Here is a 20,442-nt window from a genome sequence, read left to right on the forward strand (position 1 = left end):
TGGCGCACACCGGAACATCAATTCCGGGGTACGGCGCTCGGATCAGCGGCGGCCTCCACGGCCGACCGCGGCGCCGCCACCGCTGATGTAGGTGCCGGCGCTCTGGACGGCCTTGTCGATCCTCTTCCGGTTGTCGATGAAGACGTTGGTGATGCACCCACCATCCGTGGGCGGGAGCAGCAGGCTGAACGACGGCATACACCGGATGTCCTGATCGAACAGCAATCCCTCGCCCCCGCCCCCCTTCGCGCTGGCCGTGCCTGCCGCTGACAACAGCAGCGCACCGGCCCCAAGGGCTCCTGCGGCCACACGCATTGCCTTACCCACGACGGAACTTCCTTCCTGTCCGGACCCCGGCCGTGCACCGGGTTCACCGCGCTAACGACGCGACAACCAAGAGATCACGCAGCGTTACTCCATCGCGGTGGTGGCGCCGCCGGATTCCCCCGCATCGACGAGGACGGCGCCGGCCGTCGCGCCGACACCCACCGACCGCACGGCCGCCGGGCGGGGCCCCGATTCCCGCGCCGAGCGGGCGGTTTGCCTTCCGGCCGGTGCGGGACGCCGCGGAACTGCTCGGCCTCGTCCTGGGCCGGTTCCCCTGCGTGCGCGGCGGCGTCATCGTGGCGGCCTTCGCCCTGCCGGTCGTCGCCCTCGCCTGCTCCTCCGCGTCGCAGGCGGCGCGCGCCCCGCGCTTCCCGTCCGCACGATGCGCTGCCCTCGCACACCGTACTTTCACGAACACCTCTGTTCGCAGAACCTCGTCCGACGCTACCTTTGGCGACGCACTGGGCCGGAACTCCCGTTCCCCCCAAGCCAATTCGAGACGAGGTGCTCATGCGGAAGGCACGATCGTTCCTGGCGCTGCTCGTAGCGTTGCCCGTGCTGGGACTGAACTCGCCCCACGCCCTGGCAGCCGCCCCACAGACCCGAACACCGGCCCAGACACGCGCCGACTGCCCCGACACCATGATCTTCGAGGTCGGCGGCCACCTGGATCGCGATGCCACGGTCTACGACCCGAGCAACGCCGCCCTCCCCGCGGGCGTGTCGTTCACGAAGATCCACTACTCGGCGTCGATCGCCCCGTATCCCGGCGACACCGTGACGCTGGACGACTCGGTGGCCGAGGGCATCACCAAACTCGACGCGGCGGTGAAGGAGTTCCACGGTGCCTGCACCGCAAGTCACCTCACCATCGCCGGTTATTCGCAGGGCGCGATCGTCGCCGGCGACGAGCTGGCCGCCCTCTCCGGCAGCGACGCCGTCCCGCACGACCGGCTCAACGGCGTGCTCTACGGAGACCCCCGGCGGCCCGGTGCGAACGGCGGCCCGGGCGGCATCGAGACCAACCTGCCGACGATCCTGCCGGGCATGACGATGAGGGGGCCGCGCGGCTTCGGCGATCTGACGGTCAAGGAGATCTGCAACACCAACGACGGCATCTGCTACTCCGAGAACGTGCTCACCAACCTGGCCTGCTTCGTCAACGGCGTGGTCGGCTACTTCACCGGCGACCACGGCTACGCCATCAACCCCCATGCCGTCTCCGGCGGCGGCGACCAGCTCAACCGCCAGGCACCGAAGGTCCCGGTCTGCGGCCCGGGGCTGACGATCCCGCGCAGGACACCGCACACGCTGTCCAACGGCGGCCCCACCACAAGCCGGCAGCAGCCGGCCGGGCAGCGCACGGCGGTCGCGTCGCTGCTGCCCGCCGACCTCCGGGACCGGCTGGCACAGTTCCCCCCGCTCCCCGCGGCCGGCTAACCGGTCAGCCGAGGAGCCGTACCGCGAGACGGACCAGCGGTGCTTCCAACGCGTGCAGGCCCGCCACGTCGTCGGCGGCCAGACGCACCGTCACCATGTGTGCGGCGGCGGCGACCAGCGCCTCACAACCGAAGCGCCGCTCGTCCGGATCGTCCTCGTCCCCCGCCGGAAAGATCTCGGCGAGGGCGTCGGCGAACCGGCACTGCCACTCCATGCGGCGGGCCGTCGCCGCCGGCCCGGCCGCGTACACCTCGACGAGGAACAGCCGGGCGAAGGCAGATCGTTCGGCGAGGGCGTGGAGATAACGGCGCAGCAGCCGGCGGAAGATCTCCTCCGGAGTGGGCGGCGGAGGAGCCGGCGTCGCCCGCGGGGCGTCGGCCGGCGGCTGCTGCCAGGCGGCCTCCAGCAGACCCACCAACTGGTGCGTGGCGGCGTCCAGGGCCTGGACGAAGCAGTCGTCCTTGGAGCGGAACTGCTGGTAGAACGTCTCTCGCGACACCCCGGCGCGCCGGATGATGTCCGCGACCGAGGTCCCCGCATACCCCTTCTCCTTCATCACCTCCGCGGTGGCGGTCAGCATCCGCACCCGCTGCGACGCCACCACCTCGTCACGGCTGAGGTGGTGGCGGCCGCTGGGCAACCGCTCGGGCCGGGCAGCGTTCCGCCGGGACTCGGTCACTCTCGCCTCCACGTGGCGTCGGTTCGGGCGCACGGCGCCGGACGGCGATCACCGCGGGCCGACATCCGATAGTGCCCGACGCGCGGCGGAAGCTCGACCTCCGGCGGTCGGTCGCACCGCGGAGCGCTTCCGCGGGTCGTGGACCAGCACGATCGTCGATGGCCCGCCCCGCTCCCCCGCAACCGCTCGCCTGGACGGCCCACACCCCTCATGTGTTAAGAAAGCGTCAAGAAGAAGTCAAAAGGAACACACCGAGGGGTGGGGGACGCGTGACGGGGCGGGAGCTTCCCGAGGAGTTCGTGGACGGGTATGCGGGGGTCCTCGGGGACGTCGCGCACACCGGGCGCCGACTCAATCGCCAGGAGCTCCAGGCGCGGCGCGCCGCGGGGGAACGGGCCGCCGAGGCCGGGCACAGCCTGCGGGCACTGGTCAACGCGCACCTCGCGGTCACCCGGGCGTCCTGGCCGCGTACCGCGTCGGCGCCGACGGACAGCGTGCTGGCGGCGCTGGCTCAGGCGGTGGACGCGCTGGCCGGCGGCTACGAACGGGCGCAGCACCTCGCGGTGCGCCAAGAGGAGGCCGCGCGCCGGGAATTCATCGACGACCTGCTCTACGGGGGCAGCGACCTGGGCCGGCTGGCGGAGCGGGCGGAACGTTTCGGGCTGCGGCTCTCGCATGCCCATGCGGTCGCGGTGGCCGAGGGGTCCGTGGCGTACTCGGAGGCCGACCCGGTGGCCCGGCGGGTGCAACAGGCGCTGGTGAGCCGGTTCGGGGACCGGCAGATGTTGCTGACCACGAAGGAGGGTCGGCTGATCTGCATCGCCCCGGGCGATCCGGCGGAGGTGCTGGCGTACTTCGCGCGGCAGGCGCACACCGCCACCGGGGGCCGGGTGGCGGTGGGCCGCACGCACGGCGGCGCCGGGGGCATCGTCCAGTCCTACGAGGAGGCGCTCAACGCGCTGGAGCTGGCCGAGCGGATGGGGCTCGGCGATCCCGTGCTGCACGCCGCCGACCTGCTGGTCTACCCGGTCCTCACCCGGGACCGGCAGGCCATGGCCGACCTGGTGCGCAGCACGCTGGGGCCGCTGCAGGAGGCGCGCGGCGGGGCCGGGCCGCTGTTGGAGACGCTGGCGGTGTACTTCGACGCGGGGTGCGTCGCGGCGGAGGCGGCCCGGCGACTGTCGCTGAGCGTGCGGGCGCTGACCTACCGGCTGGCGCGGGTGCACCAGCTCACCGGCGCGGATCCGGCCGATCCGGTGCACCGGTACACCCTGCACACCGCCGTGATCGGCGCCCGGCTGTTGGATTGGCCCGCGCAGGAGCTGTGACCGCGGTCGCGGCGGACCGGCGGGGCCGGGACCGGGTGACCCCGGGCCCGCGCCGGTATGGCCGCGCCCGGCCGGGCCGCCGCTGTGGGCGGTGGTCCGGCCGGGCGCGAGGGGTGCGGGCCCGGGGGTTCAACCGGTTCAGACCGCGCCCTGCTCCTTGCGGCGCCGGAGCGCGAAGAAGGTGCCGGTGGCGCCGGCCGCGACCGCGGCGGCGGCGATGCCCACGGGCAGGACCGGGAAGCCGGACTGGTCGTCGACGGCGGCGGTGTTCTGCATCGCGGCGCCCTGGGTGATGGTGGTCCGGACCGGCTTGACCGGGCGGATCGGACCGACGGACTTGACCGAGCCGTCGGCGTTCAGCAGCACCTGCTTGTTGTTGGGGTGCCGGAAGTCGAACATCGAGGTCAGCGCGCCGGCGCGGGCGTCGAAGGAGGCGTCACCGATCCGACCGAGGTGCCAGTTGTCCTCGATGAACTTGATCACCGAGGTCTGCTCGGTGGCGGTGTGGTCGATGTGGTTGGTCTTGCTGTACGGGGAGATCACCAGCAGCGGCTGACGGGTGCCCGGGCCACAGCGGTCCTGGTAGCCGCCGGCGGCCGCCGGGCCGGACTGGCAGGCCGGGCTGTCGGTGGACTTGCCGTTGGCGTCGGTCGAGGAGTCCTTGGAGCCGTTGCGCGGCTTGGCGAAGGCGTGGTCGTACCAGCCGTCGGAGTCGTCGTAGGCGACGACCACGGCGGTGTCCTTCCACTGCGGCGCCTGCTGGATGTGGTTGATCTGGTCGACGAGGAAGTGCTGTTCGTCGAGCGGGTCGGAGTTGCCGGCGTGGCCGTCCTGGTAGGCGGGGGCCTTGAGGAAGCTGATGGCAGGCAGCTTGCCGGCGCGCAGCGCGGCGTCGAAGTCGGTCAGGTCGTAGTTGTGGTTGGCCTGACCGGCGTGGCCGATCTCGTCGACGCTCTTGGGCGGCAGGTGGTGCGGGTTGGCCGTGGACTTGTAGTACTGGAACGGGGCGTGGTGCGGGCTGTAGTCGACGACCGCGGCGCCCCCGACGTTGGTGTGGGTGGTGCCGTGGCACTGGGCGTAGTGGCCCTGCTTGCCGTCCCACGGGGCGCTGGGCCGGAAGCCGCCCTGGAACCATCCCCAGCTGATGTTGCGGGTGTTGAGCAGGTCACCGATGTTGCGGCCCTGCATCGCGGCGAGCGCGTTCTTGCTGGAGTGGTCCTTGCCCGAGCAGTCGTCGAACGCCGGGTCCGGGTCGTTGATCATCGTGCCGACGCCCTTGGCGTCGGGCGACTGGACGGCGTATCCGTCCGGCTTGGCGGTCTGCTTGGGGTTCTCGGTGCCCGAGGTCGGGTCGGTGGAGATCACCCCGTGGGTCTGACCGGAGATCAGGTTGATCGCGCCCGGGGAGGACGGGCCGTAGACCGAGCCGAAGGAGCGGTCGTTGAGGGCGTAGTGCTGGGCGTAGTTCCACAGCCCGGTGACGGTGTTGCCGTCGTAGTAGTCCATCACCAGTCCGGGCTCGCCGAAGAGGCCGCCGGAGCACTTGCCGGAGTCGGTGTTCTGGACGAACTTGTCGGCCTTGCCAGCGTTGTAGGCGTACTGCTCGGGGCCGTACTCGTGGTTCTGGTCGCAGGTCATGGCCTGCTGCGGGGTGAGCCGCTTGGGGAGGTACTGGTTCGGGTTGTGCTTGAGCAGCCCGGCGGTGCGCAGGTTGTCGACGTCCTGGGGCGTCTTCGGGGACGGGGTGAACTTCGTCCCGTCGGTGTTCGCGGCCTTGGGGTAGGTGGCGAAGTAGTGGTCGAACGAGATGTTCTCGTCGAAGATGACGACCACGTGCTTGATGGGGGTGGCGGTCCCGGAGTGGCCGGGGTGCGGACCGCCGGCGGCCAGGGCGGGTGCGCCGCCGCCCAGCGCGGCGAGTGCCACGGCTCCGGTGACGGCCCCCAGGGTCCGTATCACGTGTGTCTTTCCCCTCATGGCCATCTGGTTCTCATCCTCCGGGCGGGTCGCGGTTGCTCCGTACGGCCGGATGCTCTGCCGGGCGAACGGCGGCGGGGCAGAGCCATCATGGCGCGAAAGTGAACACCGGGTCAGGTATCCCAGGGCAAAGCTTGACCGTCTGTTGACCGACGAGGTCAACGGCCCGATCGTGCCTCCGTTTTACGCGAGCGGTGGGCGACCCGCCAGGTGGCGGGGCCGGGGCCGCTACGCCAGGAGCGCCCGGCCGTACCAGTCGGCCCGGTCCCGTACGCCCGGCAGCGCCAAGAAGTAGCCGCCACCGAACGGCTTGATGTAGTCCGTCAGCGGCTCCCCCGCCAGGCGGCGTTGGACGGTCTCGAACTGGCGGGCAAGGTCCTGCTGGTAGCAGCAGAAGAGCAGGCCCATGTCGAGGTTGCCGTTGGCGTCCATGCCGCGGTCGTAGTTGTAGGCGCGGCGCAGCAGGCGCTGGTCGGCGGTGTCCGCGGTGCGGGGGTTGGCCTTGCGGATGTGGCTGTCCAGGGGGATGACATCGCCCTTGGGGTCGCCGGGGTAGTCGGGGGTGTCGTGCTCGTCGTTGCCGTCGAGCGGGGCACCGGTCTCCCGGGTGCGGCCGAACATCCGCTCCTGCTCCGTCAGCGAGACGCGGTCCCAGAACTCCACCAGCATCCGGATCAGCCGGACGACCTGATAGCTGCCGCCGACTGCCCAGTCCGGCTCGCCCATGCCCGACTCGACCCAGACCAGGCGCCGCATCTCGCGGCTCGATCCGGGGTCGGGGTTGGCGGTGCCGTCCTTGAAGCCGAAGAGGTTACGGGCGGTGCCGGTGGGGCGGGGCGGGCTGGCGAAGCCGTCCAGCCGCCAACGGACCTGGAGGGCGCCGCGGGTGTGGCGGGTCAGGTCGCGCAGCGCGTGCAGCACGGTGTCGGTGTCGTCGGCGCACAGTTGGAGGCTCAGGTCGCCGTGGCACCAGTCGGGCTGGAGGTCGTCGTCGGGGAAGGCGGGCATGGTGGTCAGGCGGCGCGGCGCGCGGGCGCGCAGCCCGAACCGGTCGTCGAAGAGCGCCGCGCCGACGCCGACGGTGACCGACAGTGCGCCGGCCGGGAGTTGGGGGCCGAGGATGCCGGAGTCGGCGGGCGGGCCGGTGACGCCGAGCGGGTCCGGGACACCGCCGCCGGTCAGGAAACGGGCCCGTTCGGTGAGGGTGCGCAGCAGGTCGGCCAGGTCCGCGCGGCCGTCGGCGGTGACGTCGCAGGCGACGAACGCGGTGACCCGGCGGGGCGCGGTGAGGACGGCGGCCTGGTGCGGCCCGTGGAAGGGGGCGGCGGGCGCGGGGCCGCCGAGCGGTCCGGTGCCGGGCAGCGGGAGCTGCGGGCCGGCGCCGTCGGCGTACGGAGCCCGGGCGGGCGCGGCGCCGGCCGCGAGCCCGGCTCCGCCGGCCACAAGTCCCCCGGCGCCGGCCAGCGCCGCGCCGCGCAGGAAGCCGCGCCGGCCGACGCGGGTCCGCCGCGTGCCCTCCGTACCGTCGTCGCCGCCGTGCTGGGCGTCGTTCACACCGTCCTCCGCGGATCGCACAGGGTGGCCACCGAGGCCAGCCGTTCCACCAGGTCACCCACCGCCGCGTTGGTCCGCTGCCGTTCGGCGCGGCTCAGCGCGTCGAGCGGGGTCCAGCGGCCGTCCCGGTGGAAGCCGTCGAGCAGTCGCCCGGTGCGGCCCAACCCGCTCTCCAACCGCGGGAGTTCGGGGTAGCGGGTGGTCAGCAGGGGGCGCAGCCGGACGAGCACGGCGCGGGTGCCGTCGAGGTTGGCGCGGGCGGTGGCGAGGTTGCTGCCGCTGCCGTAGTCGGTGCGGCCGGTCAGCTCGAACTGCGCGGTGTTCTCCAGGATCTCGTGCGCGCGCAGGCCGAGCGCCGCCGGGTCCATGCGGGTCTGGGCCCACTCGTCGCGCAGGGCGCGCACCGCCTCGGCGAGCGCGGCGACCGGGGCGCGCAGCCCGGCGGCGGACTCGCCGTGCCACAGGCCGTACTCGACGCGGTGGAAGCCGGTGAACCCGGGATCACGGACGCCGCCCGCGAGTCCGGCGGTGGTCCCGTTGATCTTCTGGTCCGCGTCGCCGAACGCGCCGTAGGCGGCGCCCAGCCGCTCGTAGGTCAGATGGGCGGGCAGCCAGGCGGTGCGGGCGGCGGCCAGGTCGCCGTCGGTGACCGCCGCGCGCAGGGCGTCGGTCTGCCCGACGAGGTCGTCGAGGCCGCCGGCGACCCATTTCTGGTAGTCGATCGCCGGGTCGATCAGGTCGTGCTGGGTGACCGGCGCGGCGGCCGGGCCGGCGGGTCCGTCGCCGGTGACGCGGACGGTGGGCCCGGTGGTCGCGTTGGCGTCGTCGGGCAGGCAGGTGAAGGCGTACGCGCCGGGGCCGAGGCGGACCCGCAACTGGCGGGTGGTGCCGGGGCCGATGCCCTCCACCTCGCCGTAGACCGGGCCGCCGCCGGCACCGCGGAGGTAGACCTCGGCGGCACCGCTGGAGCTGTTGCGGAGGTCGAAGACCTGGGTGCCTGCGTGCGGATGCTGCCAGCCGCGCCCGCAGTCGCCCGGGGAGATCTCGACGGTGGTGTGCGGGAGGCCGTCCGCGGTGGCCGCGGTGTCCGGTCCGGCGCCGGCGGTCAGGGCGACCGCGGTGACCGCTCCGGCCACGATGACGGCGCCGCCGGGACCCCAGACGCGCGGCGAACGAAGCCGCCGCAGGCCGGCTCGTGGCACGGGTCCTCCTGGGGCGTACGGAAAGGGCGTTGGCTCGCGGGAAGGACCTGCGGCCTCCCCGTCGCACATGCTAGGCAGACGCGGCGCCGCCGAACATCCTTCCGACGGCCTGGACACCAAGAGTTTCCCGTGCCTTCACCATCCCGTCGGGCGGGGCCGCGGCCGGACGGCCGGCCGGCAGTCCCGAGGTCCGTCGCCGGGAGGGGTGAACCTTCCGCCTGCCATGACCGTCTACAGTCCTGTAGACATTTCTGGGTGACGACCGTGCGCCAGCCGTGCGCCGGAAGGGCGGAACATGACGATCGGACAGCCGGACAGCACGGCGGTGGCGACACCCCCGGCCCGGGGGCGACGCCCCGGCGCCGCTCCGGTCCGGAGCAAGGTCCCCGAGGTCACGGCGCTGTTCTGGGTGGTGAAGATCCTCACCACCGGCATGGGCGAGACCGCCTCGGACTACCTCGGCCGGACACTGGGGCCGATACCCGCCGGCGCCCTGGGCTTCACGGCGTTCGCGATCCTGATGGTGGCGCAGTTCCGATCGACCCGCTACCGGGCCGGACTCTACTGGTCGACGATCGTCATGGTGAGCGTCTTCGGGACGATGGCCGCCGACGTCGTCCACGTCATCCTCGGAGTCCCCTACCTCGTCTCCACCCTCGCCTTCTCGGTGGCACTGGCCGTCATCCTGCTCGCCTGGTACGCCTCCGAGGGCACGCTCGCGCTGCACAGCGTCCGCACCCGCCGCCGGGAGACCTTCTACTGGGCCACCGTGCTCACCACCTTCGCCCTGGGCACCGCGGCCGGCGACCTCACCGCGGGCACCCTGGGCCTGGGGTATCTGACCTCGGGCATCGTCTTCGGCGCACTGATCCTGGTGCCGGCGCTGGCCGGGCGGTTCCTCGGGCTGAACGCGGTCGCCGCGTTCTGGGGCGCCTACATCCTGACCCGCCCGCTCGGGGCCTCGTTCGCCGACTGGATGGGCGTCCCGGCCACCCGCGGCGGCCTCGACTGGGGCACCGGGCCGGTCACCCTCGCACTGACCGTGCCCATCGCCCTGCTCATCGGCTATCTCGCGGTGAGCGGCAGGGACACACCCGCGGACGGGCCGGCCGAGGACGGCCCCGGAGCGGCGGTACCGGTCGCGGGCTGAGCGACGACGGCCGACCAGAGCGGACGGGGGCCGGACGCGCGTCGCGCTCCGGCCGCCGGCTACCGGATCGCGACCAGTACGCAGCTGTCGCCGAACTGCCACACCGGGACGACGTGCGCGAAGCCGGCCGCGCGCAGCAGGGCGGCGTGGTCGGACACCGACAGGCCGTTGTCCGCGCCGCCGTCGTCCGCGCCGGTGACGGGTGCGCTCAGCCGGCGGCGGCGCTCGGCGAGCGACTCGGCCAGCTCCGGTTCCGAGGCCACCGCCGCCCACCAGGACGCCCAGTCCTCGTGGTCGCCGTCCCGCTGTCGCTCGGCGCGCCGGCGGCCGACATGGGCGGCGAGCGCGCCGGCGACGGCCCCGGGCTGCGGGAGGTGGTCGCCGTTGACGAGGGCTCCGCCGGGGCGCAGCAGGGCGGCGAGTTGGGCGTAGGTGCGGCGCAGGACAGGCTCGGGGAGGTAGTGCAGCGCGGTGGTGGAGACCGCCGCGTCGAGCGGGCGCCCCAGCGCCATCGCCTCGATCCAGCCGTCCGCGCCGATCACGGCATCGACGTAGCGGGCGGCCGAGGAGTGATGGGTGCGGGCCAGTTCCAGCAGCAGCGGGTCCATGTCCACGCCGACGACCTCGGCGCGCGGCAGCCGGTCCGCGAGCCGGGCGGCGAGCGAGCCCGGGCCGCAGCCGAGATCGACGACCAGCGGCCGCCGCTGACCGGCCGTCACATACTCGACGACGTCGGCGATCACCGTGAACCGCTCCTCGCGGTCGATGGCGTAGCGCCGCTGCTGGCGCTCCCAGCGCTCCACCCACCACTCCGCGACGGCCATGCTCAGCCCCATCTGGTCGCACCACCCCTGCCGTTTCCCCTGTGCCGCATGGTCATCCACGAGGCTACAGGTGGAAACGGTTTCCATTAGCCATAAGGCCCCCCCTTTCACTCCGGAGAGGCACCACCCGACTCGGAACGGGCTCGCAGCGGCACGAAGCGGACGCGGAACGGCACTCATGTCAGCGAAGCGAGCACGGTGAGCAACCGGTCGATCTCCTCAGGGGTGTTGTAGACGTGCAGGCTGACCCGCACGGAACTGGTCCGCTCCCCCGCGCCCGCCTGGCAGTGGCCGTCCGTGCGCACCATGAAGCCATGGCTGAAGAGGATGAACCCGAGGTCGCTCGCGCCGATGTCGCGGTGCCGGAAGGTGACGATCCCGCAGCGCTGCTGGACGGGCGCCTCGGCGGCCAGACTGCGCTGGCAGCCCAGGACTTCGTAGGCGTCGAGGTGGCGCAGACCGTCCGACAGGCGGGCGGCCAGGGCCACCGTCCAGCGCCCGATCCGGTCGGTGCCGGCGGCCTCCAGCCAGTCCAGCGCGGCCGCCAGGCTCGCGATCCCGGTGGTGTTGGGGCTGCCCCGCCAACCGCCCGGCCGCAGCTGGGGACCGCGGGTCTGCCGGGCCCAGAGCGCCCCGGAGCCGGGCAGCGCCAGTGCCTTGTGACCGGAGAACACCACAAAGTCCACGTCGAGTTCGGCGACCGAGACCGGCAGATGGCCGACGCTCTGCGCGGCGTCCAGGCAGATCGGCACCGCCGGCCCGACCGCCCGGCGGATGAGGTGGACGTTCATGTTGCCGCCGTAGACGTGGTGGACATGGGTGGCGGCCACGAACCGGGTCCGGGGGCCGACGAGCCGGGCCAGCGCCGCCGGGTCGTAGTCCCCGGACGAGGTCTGGTACGGCATCTCCCGCACCCGGATCCGCACGCCCTGCCGGTCCAGCAGCCGCTGCACCTCCAGCCACGGGGCGAGATTGGCCTCGTGGTCGGCGAACGGGACGACGATCTCGTCCCCGTCGGCGAGGAGTTCCGCCAGCCAGTCCCGGGCGACCAGGCGCAGCCCCTCGGTGGTCCCGCTGGTGAAGTGGACCGCCGAGCGCTCCGGATCCGGGTCGCCGAGGAAGCTCCTGACCCGGTCGCGGACCCGTTCCACCAGCGCGGTGGAGGAGTTGGCCCAGGGGTAGGAGCCGCGGCCGGCGTTGGCGTGCGCGTCGGTCAACTGCCCCTGCACGGCGTCCAGTACGGCCTGCGGCTTCTGCCCGGTGGCCGCACTGTCCAGGTACGCCAACTCCGGATGGGCGGCGATGAGCGGGAACTGGGCGCGCAGCGCGCGCTGCCACGGCCCCCACTCCGTGAAGAACGCGGCGCCCTGGCCGTGCGCGGCGATCGAGGCCACCGCGGTCAGTCCCGCACCAGCGGCGCGCCGGCGTCCCGCCAGGCGATGACGCCCCCGGTGAGACTGCGCACGTCGGGATGGCCCATCCGGGTCAGCAGCGCGGCGTAGCGGGCGGACTGCTCGCCGACGGGACAGACCAGCAGCACCGGCTGCCGGGTGCTGAACGGCAGCCCGCCGCGCACCAGTTCGTCGAAGAGTTCGTCCACGATGTTGATCGCCCCTTCGATGTGCAGTGCGGCGTAGGCGAACGGACTGCGCAGATCGACCACGAGCGGGCGGTCCCGCTCGATCCACTTCTGCGCGTCCGGGGTGTCGACGGCCGGCGCCGCGGCGACCTCGGCGTCCGTCAGATCGGCCGGGTCGTTGCGCCGCGGCGGCAGGCGGAACAGGTCGGGCCGGCGCCGCCTGGTGTAGCTGAGGTAGCTCTCGATCCGGTCGCAGACGATGAACACCGCCGACCTGCGGACCCCCGGATCCGTTTGCTGATCCTCCGTCAATCGGGCCTCCAGCGAACGCAGATGACGCACCGTGCCGAAGTACGCGGCGCCGCCGGTGGGGCCGGCCAGGATGCCGCAGCGGCGGGCCAGGGTCAGCATGCCCTCGATGGCCTCGTCGGAGGTGACCGACTCCACCGTGTCGTAGGTCGCCGGGTCGAAGAGGCCGACCTCGTGGACCTCGTCCAGGGTGCGGATGCCGGGGATGAAGTCGGACTTGGCGGCGACCAGGCCGACCACCTGCACCCGGGGGTCGTGCTCGCGCAGCACCCGGGCCACACCGGTGGACGAGCCGGCGGTGCCGACGCAGGCGACGAACCAGTCGGGGGCCCGCCCGTCCAGGTCCTTGACGATCTCCGGGCCGGTGCCGGTGGCGTGCGCCTCGGTGTTGCGGGGGTTGAAGTACTGGTCGGTGTGGAGATAGCTGCTGCCCGGCTCGGACAGCTCCCGGTGGAAGAGGGTGAGCGGGTCCTCGGTGTTGGTCGGGTCCAGGCATTCGCTCTGCCCGGGCAGTTCCTCGATGTCGGCGCCCAGCAGCAGGAGCAGGTCCTTGATCTCCGGTATGCGCATCCGGTTCGTCACGCTCTTGAACGGCAGCCCGTGCATCCCCGCGATCACCGCCAGCGCCTTGGCGGTGTTGCCGCTGGAGAGCTCCACGACCTGGCTGCCGTGCTCCGCGGCGGCGGCCAGCCCCGGCCGGGCCATGTTCCAGGCGGCCCGGTCCTTCACCGACCCGAAGGGGTTGAGCAGTTCCAGCTTCGCGTACAGGTCGATGTGGCGCAGACCGTGCACGGCCGGATCGATCCGTACCAGCGGGGTGTTCCCGATGGCCTCGGTGATGCTCTCGTACCTCATGGCTCTCCCCCTGGACGTGTGATCGGCCAGTACTGCTCGTCGAGGCACCAGCGCCAGGAACCGTCCTCCTGCCAGGCGGCGACCTTGCGCGCGACGGGCTGGTGCTGCGCGCGGCTGGTCTGGAAGTCCATGCAGTAGCCGGCCGTGTTGACGAACGCCAGCAGCTCACCGGGGCGGGGCAGCCGGGGCAGGAAGACCATCCGGCGGGTGATCAGGTCGGCCTCCAGGCACAGGCTGCCCGCGAGGTAGACGCCCGCTGCCGGGCCGTCGCCCGCCACCGCGCGGGTGCCGTCCCGCCCGAGCAGCACGGGGTCCATCAGCACCCCGTGCTCCTCCAGTCCGGCGTCGTCGGCCTTCATCGCCAGCCGCACCAGCGGCTCCCCGCCGTCCGTGCGGCGCACCTCCAGCACCCGGGCGAGCACCAGCCCGCACTGGTCCACCAGCGCCCGGCCCGGCTCGGTGTACAGGTCGTAGAGGTTCTCCAGCAGGAGGGTGGCCAGGCTCCGGCCGCCGAACGACGCGGCCGGCAGCGCCAGCAGTTCGTCGAGGTAGCGGGCGCCGGCGACGGGACGGTGGGCGGGGTAGAGGCCGAGCGCGCCGCGCAGGGTGCCGGCGTCGTTGCGGAGCCCGTAGCCGTGGCCGCGCCAGGTGAGCGGGGGGCGGTGGCCGAGCACCGCGGCGGTCAGCTCGGAGGTGTAGCGCTCCCACTGCGCGGCGTGCGCGAGGTAGTTGACGCCGAAGCCGCCGCCGATGTCCACCGCCCGCGGGCGCAGCCCGCGGCCCCGGCAGACGTCCAGGGCCCGGACGCAGCCCTCCAGGGCGCGCGCCTTCTCCTCCGCGCTGGTGGTGTCGAGGTGGTATCCGACGCCGGTCAGCTCCAGGACGTCGGCGTGCCGCTCGACGGTCTTCAGCAGGGGGTCCAGCTCCCCCGCCGGGGTGCCGAAGCGGCTGGGCCGGGTCAGCACCTTGACCCCCGGCCCGTCGAAGGCGGACAGCCGCACCAGCACCCGTATGCGGGCGAGTTGGTGCGCGCGCACCAGGGCCGCCAACTCGTCCAGCTCCCCGGCGGAGTCGGCGTGCACGGTGACGCCGGTCCGGGCGGCCAGCCACAGGAACTCGCGGTTCTTCGGGCCGGTCGCCATGATCCGGTCCGGGACGAAGCCGGCGCCTAGGGCGTGTTGCAGTTCGCCCAGCGAGGCGACGTCCACCGCCGCGTCGGTCGCCGCGAGCCGCCGCAGCAGCGCGCTGGAGCGGTTCGCCTTGTGCGCGAAGTAGACCTGGCCACCGAGCCGGTGGGTGCCGTACGCGGCGCGGAACCGGGCGGCGTTCTCGGCTATCTGGTCGGGCAGCAGTACGTTCAGCGGCGAGCCGAGCGCGTCGACGAGCGAGGGGAGGAAGTCCCCCGCGCCGAGCAGCGACGCCAGTCGCACGTCCAGGCGCGGTTCCAGAGACAGCGGCTCCGGAGACGATGGCACAGCAGCCGCCAAGAGACCCCCTTCGACGTGGTGCGAACGCGACCCGCACGGTTCGCCGTTAACCACTTCCCGCTCCCGACGGCCTTTACGCCCACCCGCCGCCGCCCACCCGCACTTGGCCCGATGCCGGGCCGGGCGGACGGCGGCGCGCGCCACGGGGTCGCTCAGCGGCGCACCGGGGCGCCCGGGGCGGGGGCGTCCAGGCGGCACAGGTGCAGTGCGCGGCCCGGGTCGGCCGGATAGCTGTGATCGAGCCGCCAGCCCTGCTCGGCGGCCACCCGGGGCACGCCGTGCGCGCCGACCCCGCGGAAGTGCCAGGTGCGGACGCCGACCCGACGCAGGATCCGGCCCTGCTCGTCGACCCGGTAGTACGTGCCCGGACTCTTGGCCGCCTCTTCCGCGAACTTCCCGGCCAGGTACGTGCGCCCAGGAGGCCACCCCACAGGTCACGCGCACCGCGGCGGCCCGGAAACGGGGACGGGGAGTTCCGCACGGCCGCTCCGCCTATGGGGCGTTTGCGGCCTGCGTCAGGGTCGTTTTGGAGTCGGGCCGATTTCTCCATACGATCCGGCGATGATCACCAGAACGATCAGCAAACGGATCACCAGAAGAAGGCTGGCGGCCGGGGTCTGCGGGTTGCTCGCCGCGATGACGGTCGGGCTGTCGCCCACCCCGGCCAGCGCCGGCGAACCCGTCCCGAGGGCCGCCCCCAAGGTGGAGTTGACCCTCGACGTCAGCGGCTCGATGCGGGCCCGGGACATCGACGGGCAGAGCCGGATGGCCGCGGCGAAGCAGGCGTTCAACGAGGTGTTGGACGCCGTGCCGAAGGACGTCCAGCTCGGCATACGGACGCTCGGCGCCACCTACCCCGGCAACGACCGGCAGGTCGGCTGCAAGGACACCAAGCTGCTCTACCCGGTCGGGCCGCTCGACCGGACCGAGGCCAAGACCGCGGTGGCCACGCTCGCGCCCACCGGCTGGACGCCGATCGGTCCGGCCCTGCAGGCCGCGGCCGAGGACCTCAAGGGCGGCGACGGCCAGCGCCGGATCGTCCTGATCACCGACGGCGAGGACACCTGCCAGCCGCTCGACCCCTGTCAGGTGGCCCGGGACATCGCCGCCCAGGGCATCCACCTCACCGTCGACACCCTCGGGCTGCTGCCGGACGCCAAGACCCGCAGCCAGCTGAGCTGCATCGCCGAGGCGACCGGCGGCACCTACACCTCGGTACAGCACACCAACCAACTCCGCGACCGTGTCCATCAGTTGGTGAACCGCACGGCCCATCGGGTGGCCACCCCGGTGAAGGTCCAGGGCGCCGCGGAGTGCGCCAGTGCCCCCGAGCTCAAGCCGGGCCTGTACAACGACCGCGAGAAGTTCGCCGAGCACCGCTGGTACCGGGTGAACGTCAAGCCGGGCCAGGAACTGCGCGCTTCGGTGAGCATCGGCGCGGACCGCGCGGTCAACAACGACTACGGGGTGCTGCTCCGGGCCTCGACCCAGCACGGCCGGGAGATCGTCCGCGGCTCGGAGGCCGGTGACGGCCGGACCGACGTCGTCTCCACCGGGCTGCGCTACGCCAAGTCCGAGGTCGCTTCCTCGGACGACGCCACCAAGGACGCGCCCGAGACGGTCTGCCTCCAGGTCAGCAACTCCTTCGCGGCGGGCCCCTCGGTCAAGACCGAACCGGGCCTGCCGGTGGAGCTGGCCGTGGACCTCGTCGACGGTCCGCACAACGCCTCCGACGTGGCCTCCTTCGGCCTCGGCCGGGGCTGGTGGCTGCTCGGTGCCCTGGTGGTCGCCGGGTTCCTGGGCGGCCTGGTGTGGGGCTGGATCTCCCGTTGGCGCATCACCGTCTGGAGGACCAACTGATGTGGAGCGTACGTAACGTGACGGCCCGTGCGGTGCGGGCGACCGGGCTGCTGGCGAGCGCCGCGGCCCTGGCGTTCACCGGCGGCGTGGCAGGGGCGGGCGCGGCCGTCGCCGACAGCCCGAGCCCGAGTGCCGGCGCGAGCGAGGGCGGGGACGTCGCCAAGGGCCCCACGGAGGCCGGCACGTCCTTCCGCACCGCGACCCCGATCGCACTGGACCAGCGGGCCACCGCCAACGCCTCCACCGGCGACTACCTGTACTGGGTGCTGCCGGCCGACACCGGCCAACGGGTCACCGTCAAGGCCAAGGTGACCCTGCCGGAGACCGCCCGGCACGGCGCGGCCACCTGGCAGCTGGACGTCTACGACGGGCTGCGCCGCCGCCAGGCGTGCCAGTACGGCGTGACGACCAAGGCGGCGGCCAAGGACGCCGGGACGGTCGGGCTGTCCTGCACGCTGCGCACGGTGCGCGGCTGGGCGGAGCAGTGGGCGAACGACCCGCTGCCGGGCAACTACTACGTCCGGCTGACCGTGGTCGGTCTGTCCCAGGAGGACCTGGGGCAGCCGGTGCAGACCGAGGTCGTGGCCTCCGCGACCGACACGGGCGGCGCCCAGGCGGTGGACGGCAAGCTGTCCGCCCCGCTGGTGCCGGGCGCCGGCACGGCCTCGCCCACACCGCGGCCGAGCGCTTCGGCGCAGCAGCAGGCGGCGGACGGGGAGCCGGACGGCGGCTGGTCCTCGGGCCGGTGGTCGGACCGCTGGGTGTGGACCGCGGTGGGCGGTGTGCTGGCGGCGCTGGCGGGCGTCGGCGGCTACCGCATGACGCGCGGGTCGGGCCGGCCGGCGCACCTGCCGCCGGGCGCCTGAGCGGACCGGTGGAGGTGCCGGGCGGTCGCGGTGGGGCTCCCCCGCCCCACCGGGGCCGCCCGGCCGGCGGAACCCGCCCGTCCGGAAGCTGCCGGGCGCAATCGGCAACCCCGCGGCGGGAATCGCCCTCACTAGGGACGACAGCAGTACGCTCCGCGCGCCCGATCGGGCGCGCCCCACTTCCGTGGAGGATTCCTCAGTGAAGCCAGCCCGTCCCGTCCGCCGGGTCGCCGGCACCGCCGCCACCGCCCTGCTGCTGGCCGCCGGTGCCGTCGGCGCCCTGGCCTCCCCGGCCGTCGCCAAGGCCAACTCGATCGCCGTCGGCAAGGTCGCGCTCGGCGCCGGCCGCCCCGCGGTCGTCACGGCCGAGCTCGCCTACTCCTGCGACCCGGGGTCCGACGTCCACCTGGCGGCCACCGCGACCGGCCGGCCCGCCAAGGGCCACCGCCCGGCCGTGGCCACCGGGACGCTCGCCAACAAGAAGCTGGTGTGCGACGCCCGGGTGCACCGGGCACGCCTGGTTCTGCACCCCCAGCACGGCGCGACGTTCCACAAGAAGGACCGGGTGACCGTCGCGGCTGCCGTGGTCACCCCGCGCGGCGCCCACTACGCCGACGCGAGCCGGACCGTCACGCTCTGATCCGGCCCTGCGGGCGCGAGGGCCGCCGCAGGTGTAGAGAAGAGATATGCGCGTCCGGCGCGGTCCGCTCCGCGAAGGCAGGCCCTGGCGGCTGAGCCACGGGCTGGTCGCCCTGCCGCTCGCGCTGATCGTTGCGGTCACCGCGCTGGACATCAGCTCGCCCACCACCATCCACCTGGGCCCGTTCCTGGTCGCGGCGCCGGCCCTCACCGCCGCGTTCGCGGGAGCCCGCCTCACCGGGGTCATCGGTGCCCTGGCAGTGGCCGCCCAGATCCTCATCGGCCATCTGCACGGCGGGCTGACGACCGCCAACCACGAGGCGCAGATCGCCGCGCTCTTCGTCCTCTCGGTGCTGGTCACGATCTTCCGCTACGCCCGTGACCGGCACCAGCGGCAGCTGAGCCAGGTGCGGTCGGTGGCGGTGGCGGCCCAGCAGGTGCTGCTGTGGCCGCTGCCGCGCCGGATCGGCCGGCTGCGCATCGAGTCGGCGTACATCGCGGCGGAGGCGGAGGCCGAGATCGGCGGCGACCTGTACGCGGCGGTGCCGGTGCCGGGCGGCACCCGCCTGGTGATCGGGGACGTGCGCGGCAAGGGCCTGCCCGCGATCGGGGAGGCCGCGGTGCTGATCGGGGCGTTCCGGGGCTCGGCCTACCGGAACCTGCCGCTGCCGGCGATCGCGGCGCACCTGGGCAATTCGGTGTTCTGGAACCTCGCGCACGCCCCCGAGGAGTACTCGGAGTCCTTCGTGACCGCCGCGGTCCTGGACGTCTACGACGACGGACCGCGCATCGAGATGGTCAACTGCGGGCACCCCCCGCCCCTGGTGCTGCGGAACGGGCAGGTCCGGTCGCTGGAGGTCACCGAGCCGGCGCTGCCGCTCGGACTGACCGCGCCGCTGGAGAGCGACTACAAGCTGGAGAGCTTCGCGTTCGGGCCGGACGAGGTGCTGCTGCTGTACACGGACGGGGTGATCGAGACCCGGGACCGCTCGGGCGCGTTCTATCCGCTGACCGACCGGCTGGCCCAGTGGAACGAGCCCGACCCGGCCGCGCTGGTCCGGCGCCTCCGCGACGATCTGCTCCGGTACGCGGGCGGCAATCTGAGCGACGACGTCGCCGTGATCGCGATCACCCGGCCGCCGGAGTACGCGGCGCGGTGACCGGGGCCGGCCGGTGGGGCAGGTCAACGGCAGCGGGTCAACGGCGGCGGATCCGCGCGGCCAGCACCGCCACGTCGTCCTCGCCGCACCGGCCGCCGAGGCGCGCCAGCACCTCGTCGAGGACCTCGGCCACACCGGCACCGGCGGGCAGCCGCATCCGGGCGAGCCGGCCCAGGGAGGCGTCGATGTCCTCACCGCGCCGCTCGACCAGGCCGTCGGTGAACATCAACAGGGTGTCGTCGGAGGTGAGCCCGCGGGTGACGATCTCGTAGCCACCGGCGCCGGTGCCCAGCGGAGGACCGGCGGTCACCGGCAGCGGCCGGGCGGTGCCGTCGGCGCCGAAGACGACCGGCGGGAGGTGGCCGGCGCTGGCGAACGAGGCGATCCCGCGGGCCGGGTCGATCTGGGCCAGCAGGCAGGTCGCCGGGCGGCGGTGGTCGTCCCGGGCCACCACCGCGTCGAGTTGGCGCAGCACCCGGTGGGGCGGCAGCTCGGCGGCGGCGACGTAGCGCAGCCCGGAGCGGTAGGCGGTCATCTCGACCGCGGCCTCCAGGCCGTGGCCCATCACGTCGCCCATGACCAGCAGGGTCCGCCCGAAGTGCAGCCGCACCGCCTCGCACCAGTCGCCGCCGACCAGGGCGCCGCTGTCGGCCGGCAGGTAGCGGGTGGCGAGCTCCAGGTTGGGGTGGGGGCGGCCGGGCTCGGCCAGGAGGGCGCGCTGGAGGTCCAGGGAGGTGCGCCGGGCGGCGGCGTGCCGACGGGCGTGGGCGAGGTGGACGGCCGCCAGCCGCGCCGCGTGCTGGAGGGTGGCGGTCTCGTGCGCGGTGAAGCCGCCGCCGGCACGGGCGGCGCGCAGCACGCCGTACAGCCGGCCGTGGGCCAGCAGCGGGACGGACAGCGGGGCCGGTACGGCGGCGCCGCGCGGTTCCAGCAGGGGGATGCGGCCCTCGGCCGCGACCCGGTGCAGGGCGGCCGGGTGGCCGTCGACCGCGTCGAGGTCGGCGGCGGGGCGGTCCGCGCTGTCGGGCAGCAGTTCCACCGCGGCGGCGTCACACAGTGACCGGCAGACGAACCGGGCGAGTTCGGCGCAGGTGGTGCCGGCGTCCAGCGTGGTGCCGATCCGCTCGGCGGCGTCCTCGGCCGCGCGCAGCCGCCGCGCCCGCTCGGCGTGGCCGGTGCTGATCGCGCTCATGGGTCCACTTCCGG

General features: G+C 73.6%; 18 protein-coding genes. 7 read left to right on the forward strand and 11 right to left on the reverse strand.

The window, feature by feature from the left end:
* Positions 1–42: 42 nt before the first annotated feature.
* Complete coding sequence (locus SNOUR_RS47990) at positions 43–198, reverse strand: hypothetical protein (protein WP_312631942.1); 156 nt, start codon at positions 196–198, stop codon at positions 43–45.
* A 639-nt stretch (positions 199–837) separates the two neighbouring features.
* Between SNOUR_RS47990 and SNOUR_RS04485 the strand changes: the two genes are divergently transcribed.
* Positions 838–1,767: a PE-PPE domain-containing protein gene (locus SNOUR_RS04485; protein ID WP_067344055.1), complete on the forward strand. Its 930-nt coding sequence runs from the start codon at positions 838–840 to the stop codon at positions 1,765–1,767.
* 4 nt (positions 1,768–1,771) lie between these two features.
* Here the strand turns inward: SNOUR_RS04485 and SNOUR_RS04490 are convergent, their stop codons facing one another.
* Positions 1,772–2,446 carry a TetR/AcrR family transcriptional regulator gene (locus tag SNOUR_RS04490; protein ID WP_067344057.1) on the reverse strand — a complete coding sequence of 225 codons (675 nt, stop codon included), beginning with the start codon at positions 2,444–2,446 and terminating at the stop codon, positions 1,772–1,774.
* Positions 2,447–2,715: 269 nt separating this feature from the next.
* Between SNOUR_RS04490 and SNOUR_RS04495 the strand changes: the two genes are divergently transcribed.
* Positions 2,716–3,774: a PucR family transcriptional regulator gene (locus SNOUR_RS04495; RefSeq protein ID WP_067344059.1), complete on the forward strand. Its 1,059-nt coding sequence runs from the start codon at positions 2,716–2,718 to the stop codon at positions 3,772–3,774.
* A 138-nt stretch (positions 3,775–3,912) separates the two neighbouring features.
* Here SNOUR_RS04495 and SNOUR_RS04500 read toward each other — a convergent pair whose 3' ends face one another.
* The 3 genes from SNOUR_RS04500 to SNOUR_RS04510 form a co-directional block, all read right to left on the reverse strand.
* A complete protein-coding gene (locus SNOUR_RS04500) occupies positions 3,913–5,757 on the reverse strand; it encodes a phospholipase C (protein ID WP_067344060.1) in 1,845 nt (614 codons plus the stop codon).
* A gap of 222 nt (positions 5,758–5,979) precedes the next feature.
* A complete protein-coding gene (efeB, locus tag SNOUR_RS04505; protein ID WP_067357680.1) occupies positions 5,980–7,305 on the reverse strand; it encodes an iron uptake transporter deferrochelatase/peroxidase subunit in 1,326 nt (441 codons plus the stop codon).
* A complete protein-coding gene (locus SNOUR_RS04510) occupies positions 7,302–8,507 on the reverse strand; it encodes an EfeM/EfeO family lipoprotein (RefSeq protein ID WP_067344062.1) in 1,206 nt (401 codons plus the stop codon). Before SNOUR_RS04510 ends, efeB begins: the two co-directional genes overlap by 4 nt.
* A gap of 295 nt (positions 8,508–8,802) precedes the next feature.
* Here SNOUR_RS04510 and SNOUR_RS04515 point away from each other — a divergent pair, with 295 nt between their 5' ends.
* Complete coding sequence (locus tag SNOUR_RS04515; RefSeq protein WP_067344064.1) at positions 8,803–9,657, forward strand: COG4705 family protein; 855 nt, start codon at positions 8,803–8,805, stop codon at positions 9,655–9,657.
* A gap of 59 nt (positions 9,658–9,716) precedes the next feature.
* Here SNOUR_RS04515 and SNOUR_RS04520 read toward each other — a convergent pair whose 3' ends face one another.
* From SNOUR_RS04520 to SNOUR_RS44490, 5 genes are all read right to left on the reverse strand, one after another.
* Positions 9,717–10,493 carry a class I SAM-dependent methyltransferase gene (locus SNOUR_RS04520; RefSeq protein ID WP_067344065.1) on the reverse strand — a complete coding sequence of 259 codons (777 nt, stop codon included), beginning with the start codon at positions 10,491–10,493 and terminating at the stop codon, positions 9,717–9,719.
* A gap of 164 nt (positions 10,494–10,657) precedes the next feature.
* Positions 10,658–11,875, reverse strand: coding sequence for an aminotransferase class V-fold PLP-dependent enzyme (locus SNOUR_RS04525; RefSeq protein ID WP_067344067.1), 1,218 nt, complete (start codon positions 11,873–11,875; stop codon positions 10,658–10,660).
* Between the two features lie 5 nt (positions 11,876–11,880).
* Positions 11,881–13,224 carry a pyridoxal-phosphate dependent enzyme gene (locus SNOUR_RS04530; RefSeq protein ID WP_067344069.1) on the reverse strand — a complete coding sequence of 448 codons (1,344 nt, stop codon included), beginning with the start codon at positions 13,222–13,224 and terminating at the stop codon, positions 11,881–11,883.
* A complete protein-coding gene (locus SNOUR_RS04535; RefSeq protein WP_067344071.1) occupies positions 13,221–14,699 on the reverse strand; it encodes a type III PLP-dependent enzyme domain-containing protein in 1,479 nt (492 codons plus the stop codon). The genes SNOUR_RS04530 and SNOUR_RS04535 overlap by 4 nt, the downstream gene beginning before the upstream one ends.
* 164 nt (positions 14,700–14,863) lie before the next feature.
* Positions 14,864–15,142, reverse strand: coding sequence for a hypothetical protein (locus SNOUR_RS44490; RefSeq protein WP_067344073.1), 279 nt, complete (start codon positions 15,140–15,142; stop codon positions 14,864–14,866).
* A gap of 130 nt (positions 15,143–15,272) precedes the next feature.
* On the opposite strand from SNOUR_RS44490, the gene SNOUR_RS04545 reads away from it, so the two are divergent.
* The 4 genes from SNOUR_RS04545 (at position 15,273) to SNOUR_RS04560 (ending at position 19,236) form a co-directional block, all read left to right on the forward strand.
* The gene (locus SNOUR_RS04545; RefSeq protein ID WP_067344075.1) at positions 15,273–16,571 is read left to right on the forward strand and encodes a VWA domain-containing protein; all 1,299 of its coding nucleotides are present in this window, start codon (positions 15,273–15,275) and stop codon (positions 16,569–16,571) included.
* Positions 16,571–17,437: a hypothetical protein gene (locus tag SNOUR_RS04550; RefSeq protein WP_174717841.1), complete on the forward strand. Its 867-nt coding sequence runs from the start codon at positions 16,571–16,573 to the stop codon at positions 17,435–17,437. Before SNOUR_RS04545 ends, SNOUR_RS04550 begins: the two co-directional genes overlap by 1 nt.
* A gap of 199 nt (positions 17,438–17,636) precedes the next feature.
* Positions 17,637–18,077, forward strand: coding sequence for a hypothetical protein (locus SNOUR_RS04555; RefSeq protein ID WP_067344077.1), 441 nt, complete (start codon positions 17,637–17,639; stop codon positions 18,075–18,077).
* A 46-nt stretch (positions 18,078–18,123) separates the two neighbouring features.
* Positions 18,124–19,236: a PP2C family protein-serine/threonine phosphatase gene (locus tag SNOUR_RS04560; protein ID WP_067344078.1), complete on the forward strand. Its 1,113-nt coding sequence runs from the start codon at positions 18,124–18,126 to the stop codon at positions 19,234–19,236.
* Positions 19,237–19,273: 37 nt separating this feature from the next.
* On the opposite strand, the gene SNOUR_RS04565 is transcribed toward SNOUR_RS04560, so the two are convergent.
* Entirely contained in the window at positions 19,274–20,428 is a 1,155-nt protein-coding gene (locus tag SNOUR_RS04565; protein WP_067344080.1) for a PP2C family protein-serine/threonine phosphatase, read from the reverse strand.
* Positions 20,429–20,442 lie beyond the last annotated feature (14 nt).

The sequence above is a fragment of the Streptomyces noursei ATCC 11455 genome, from assembly GCF_001704275.1.
Classification (GTDB): Bacteria; Actinomycetota; Actinomycetes; order Streptomycetales; family Streptomycetaceae; genus Streptomyces; species Streptomyces noursei.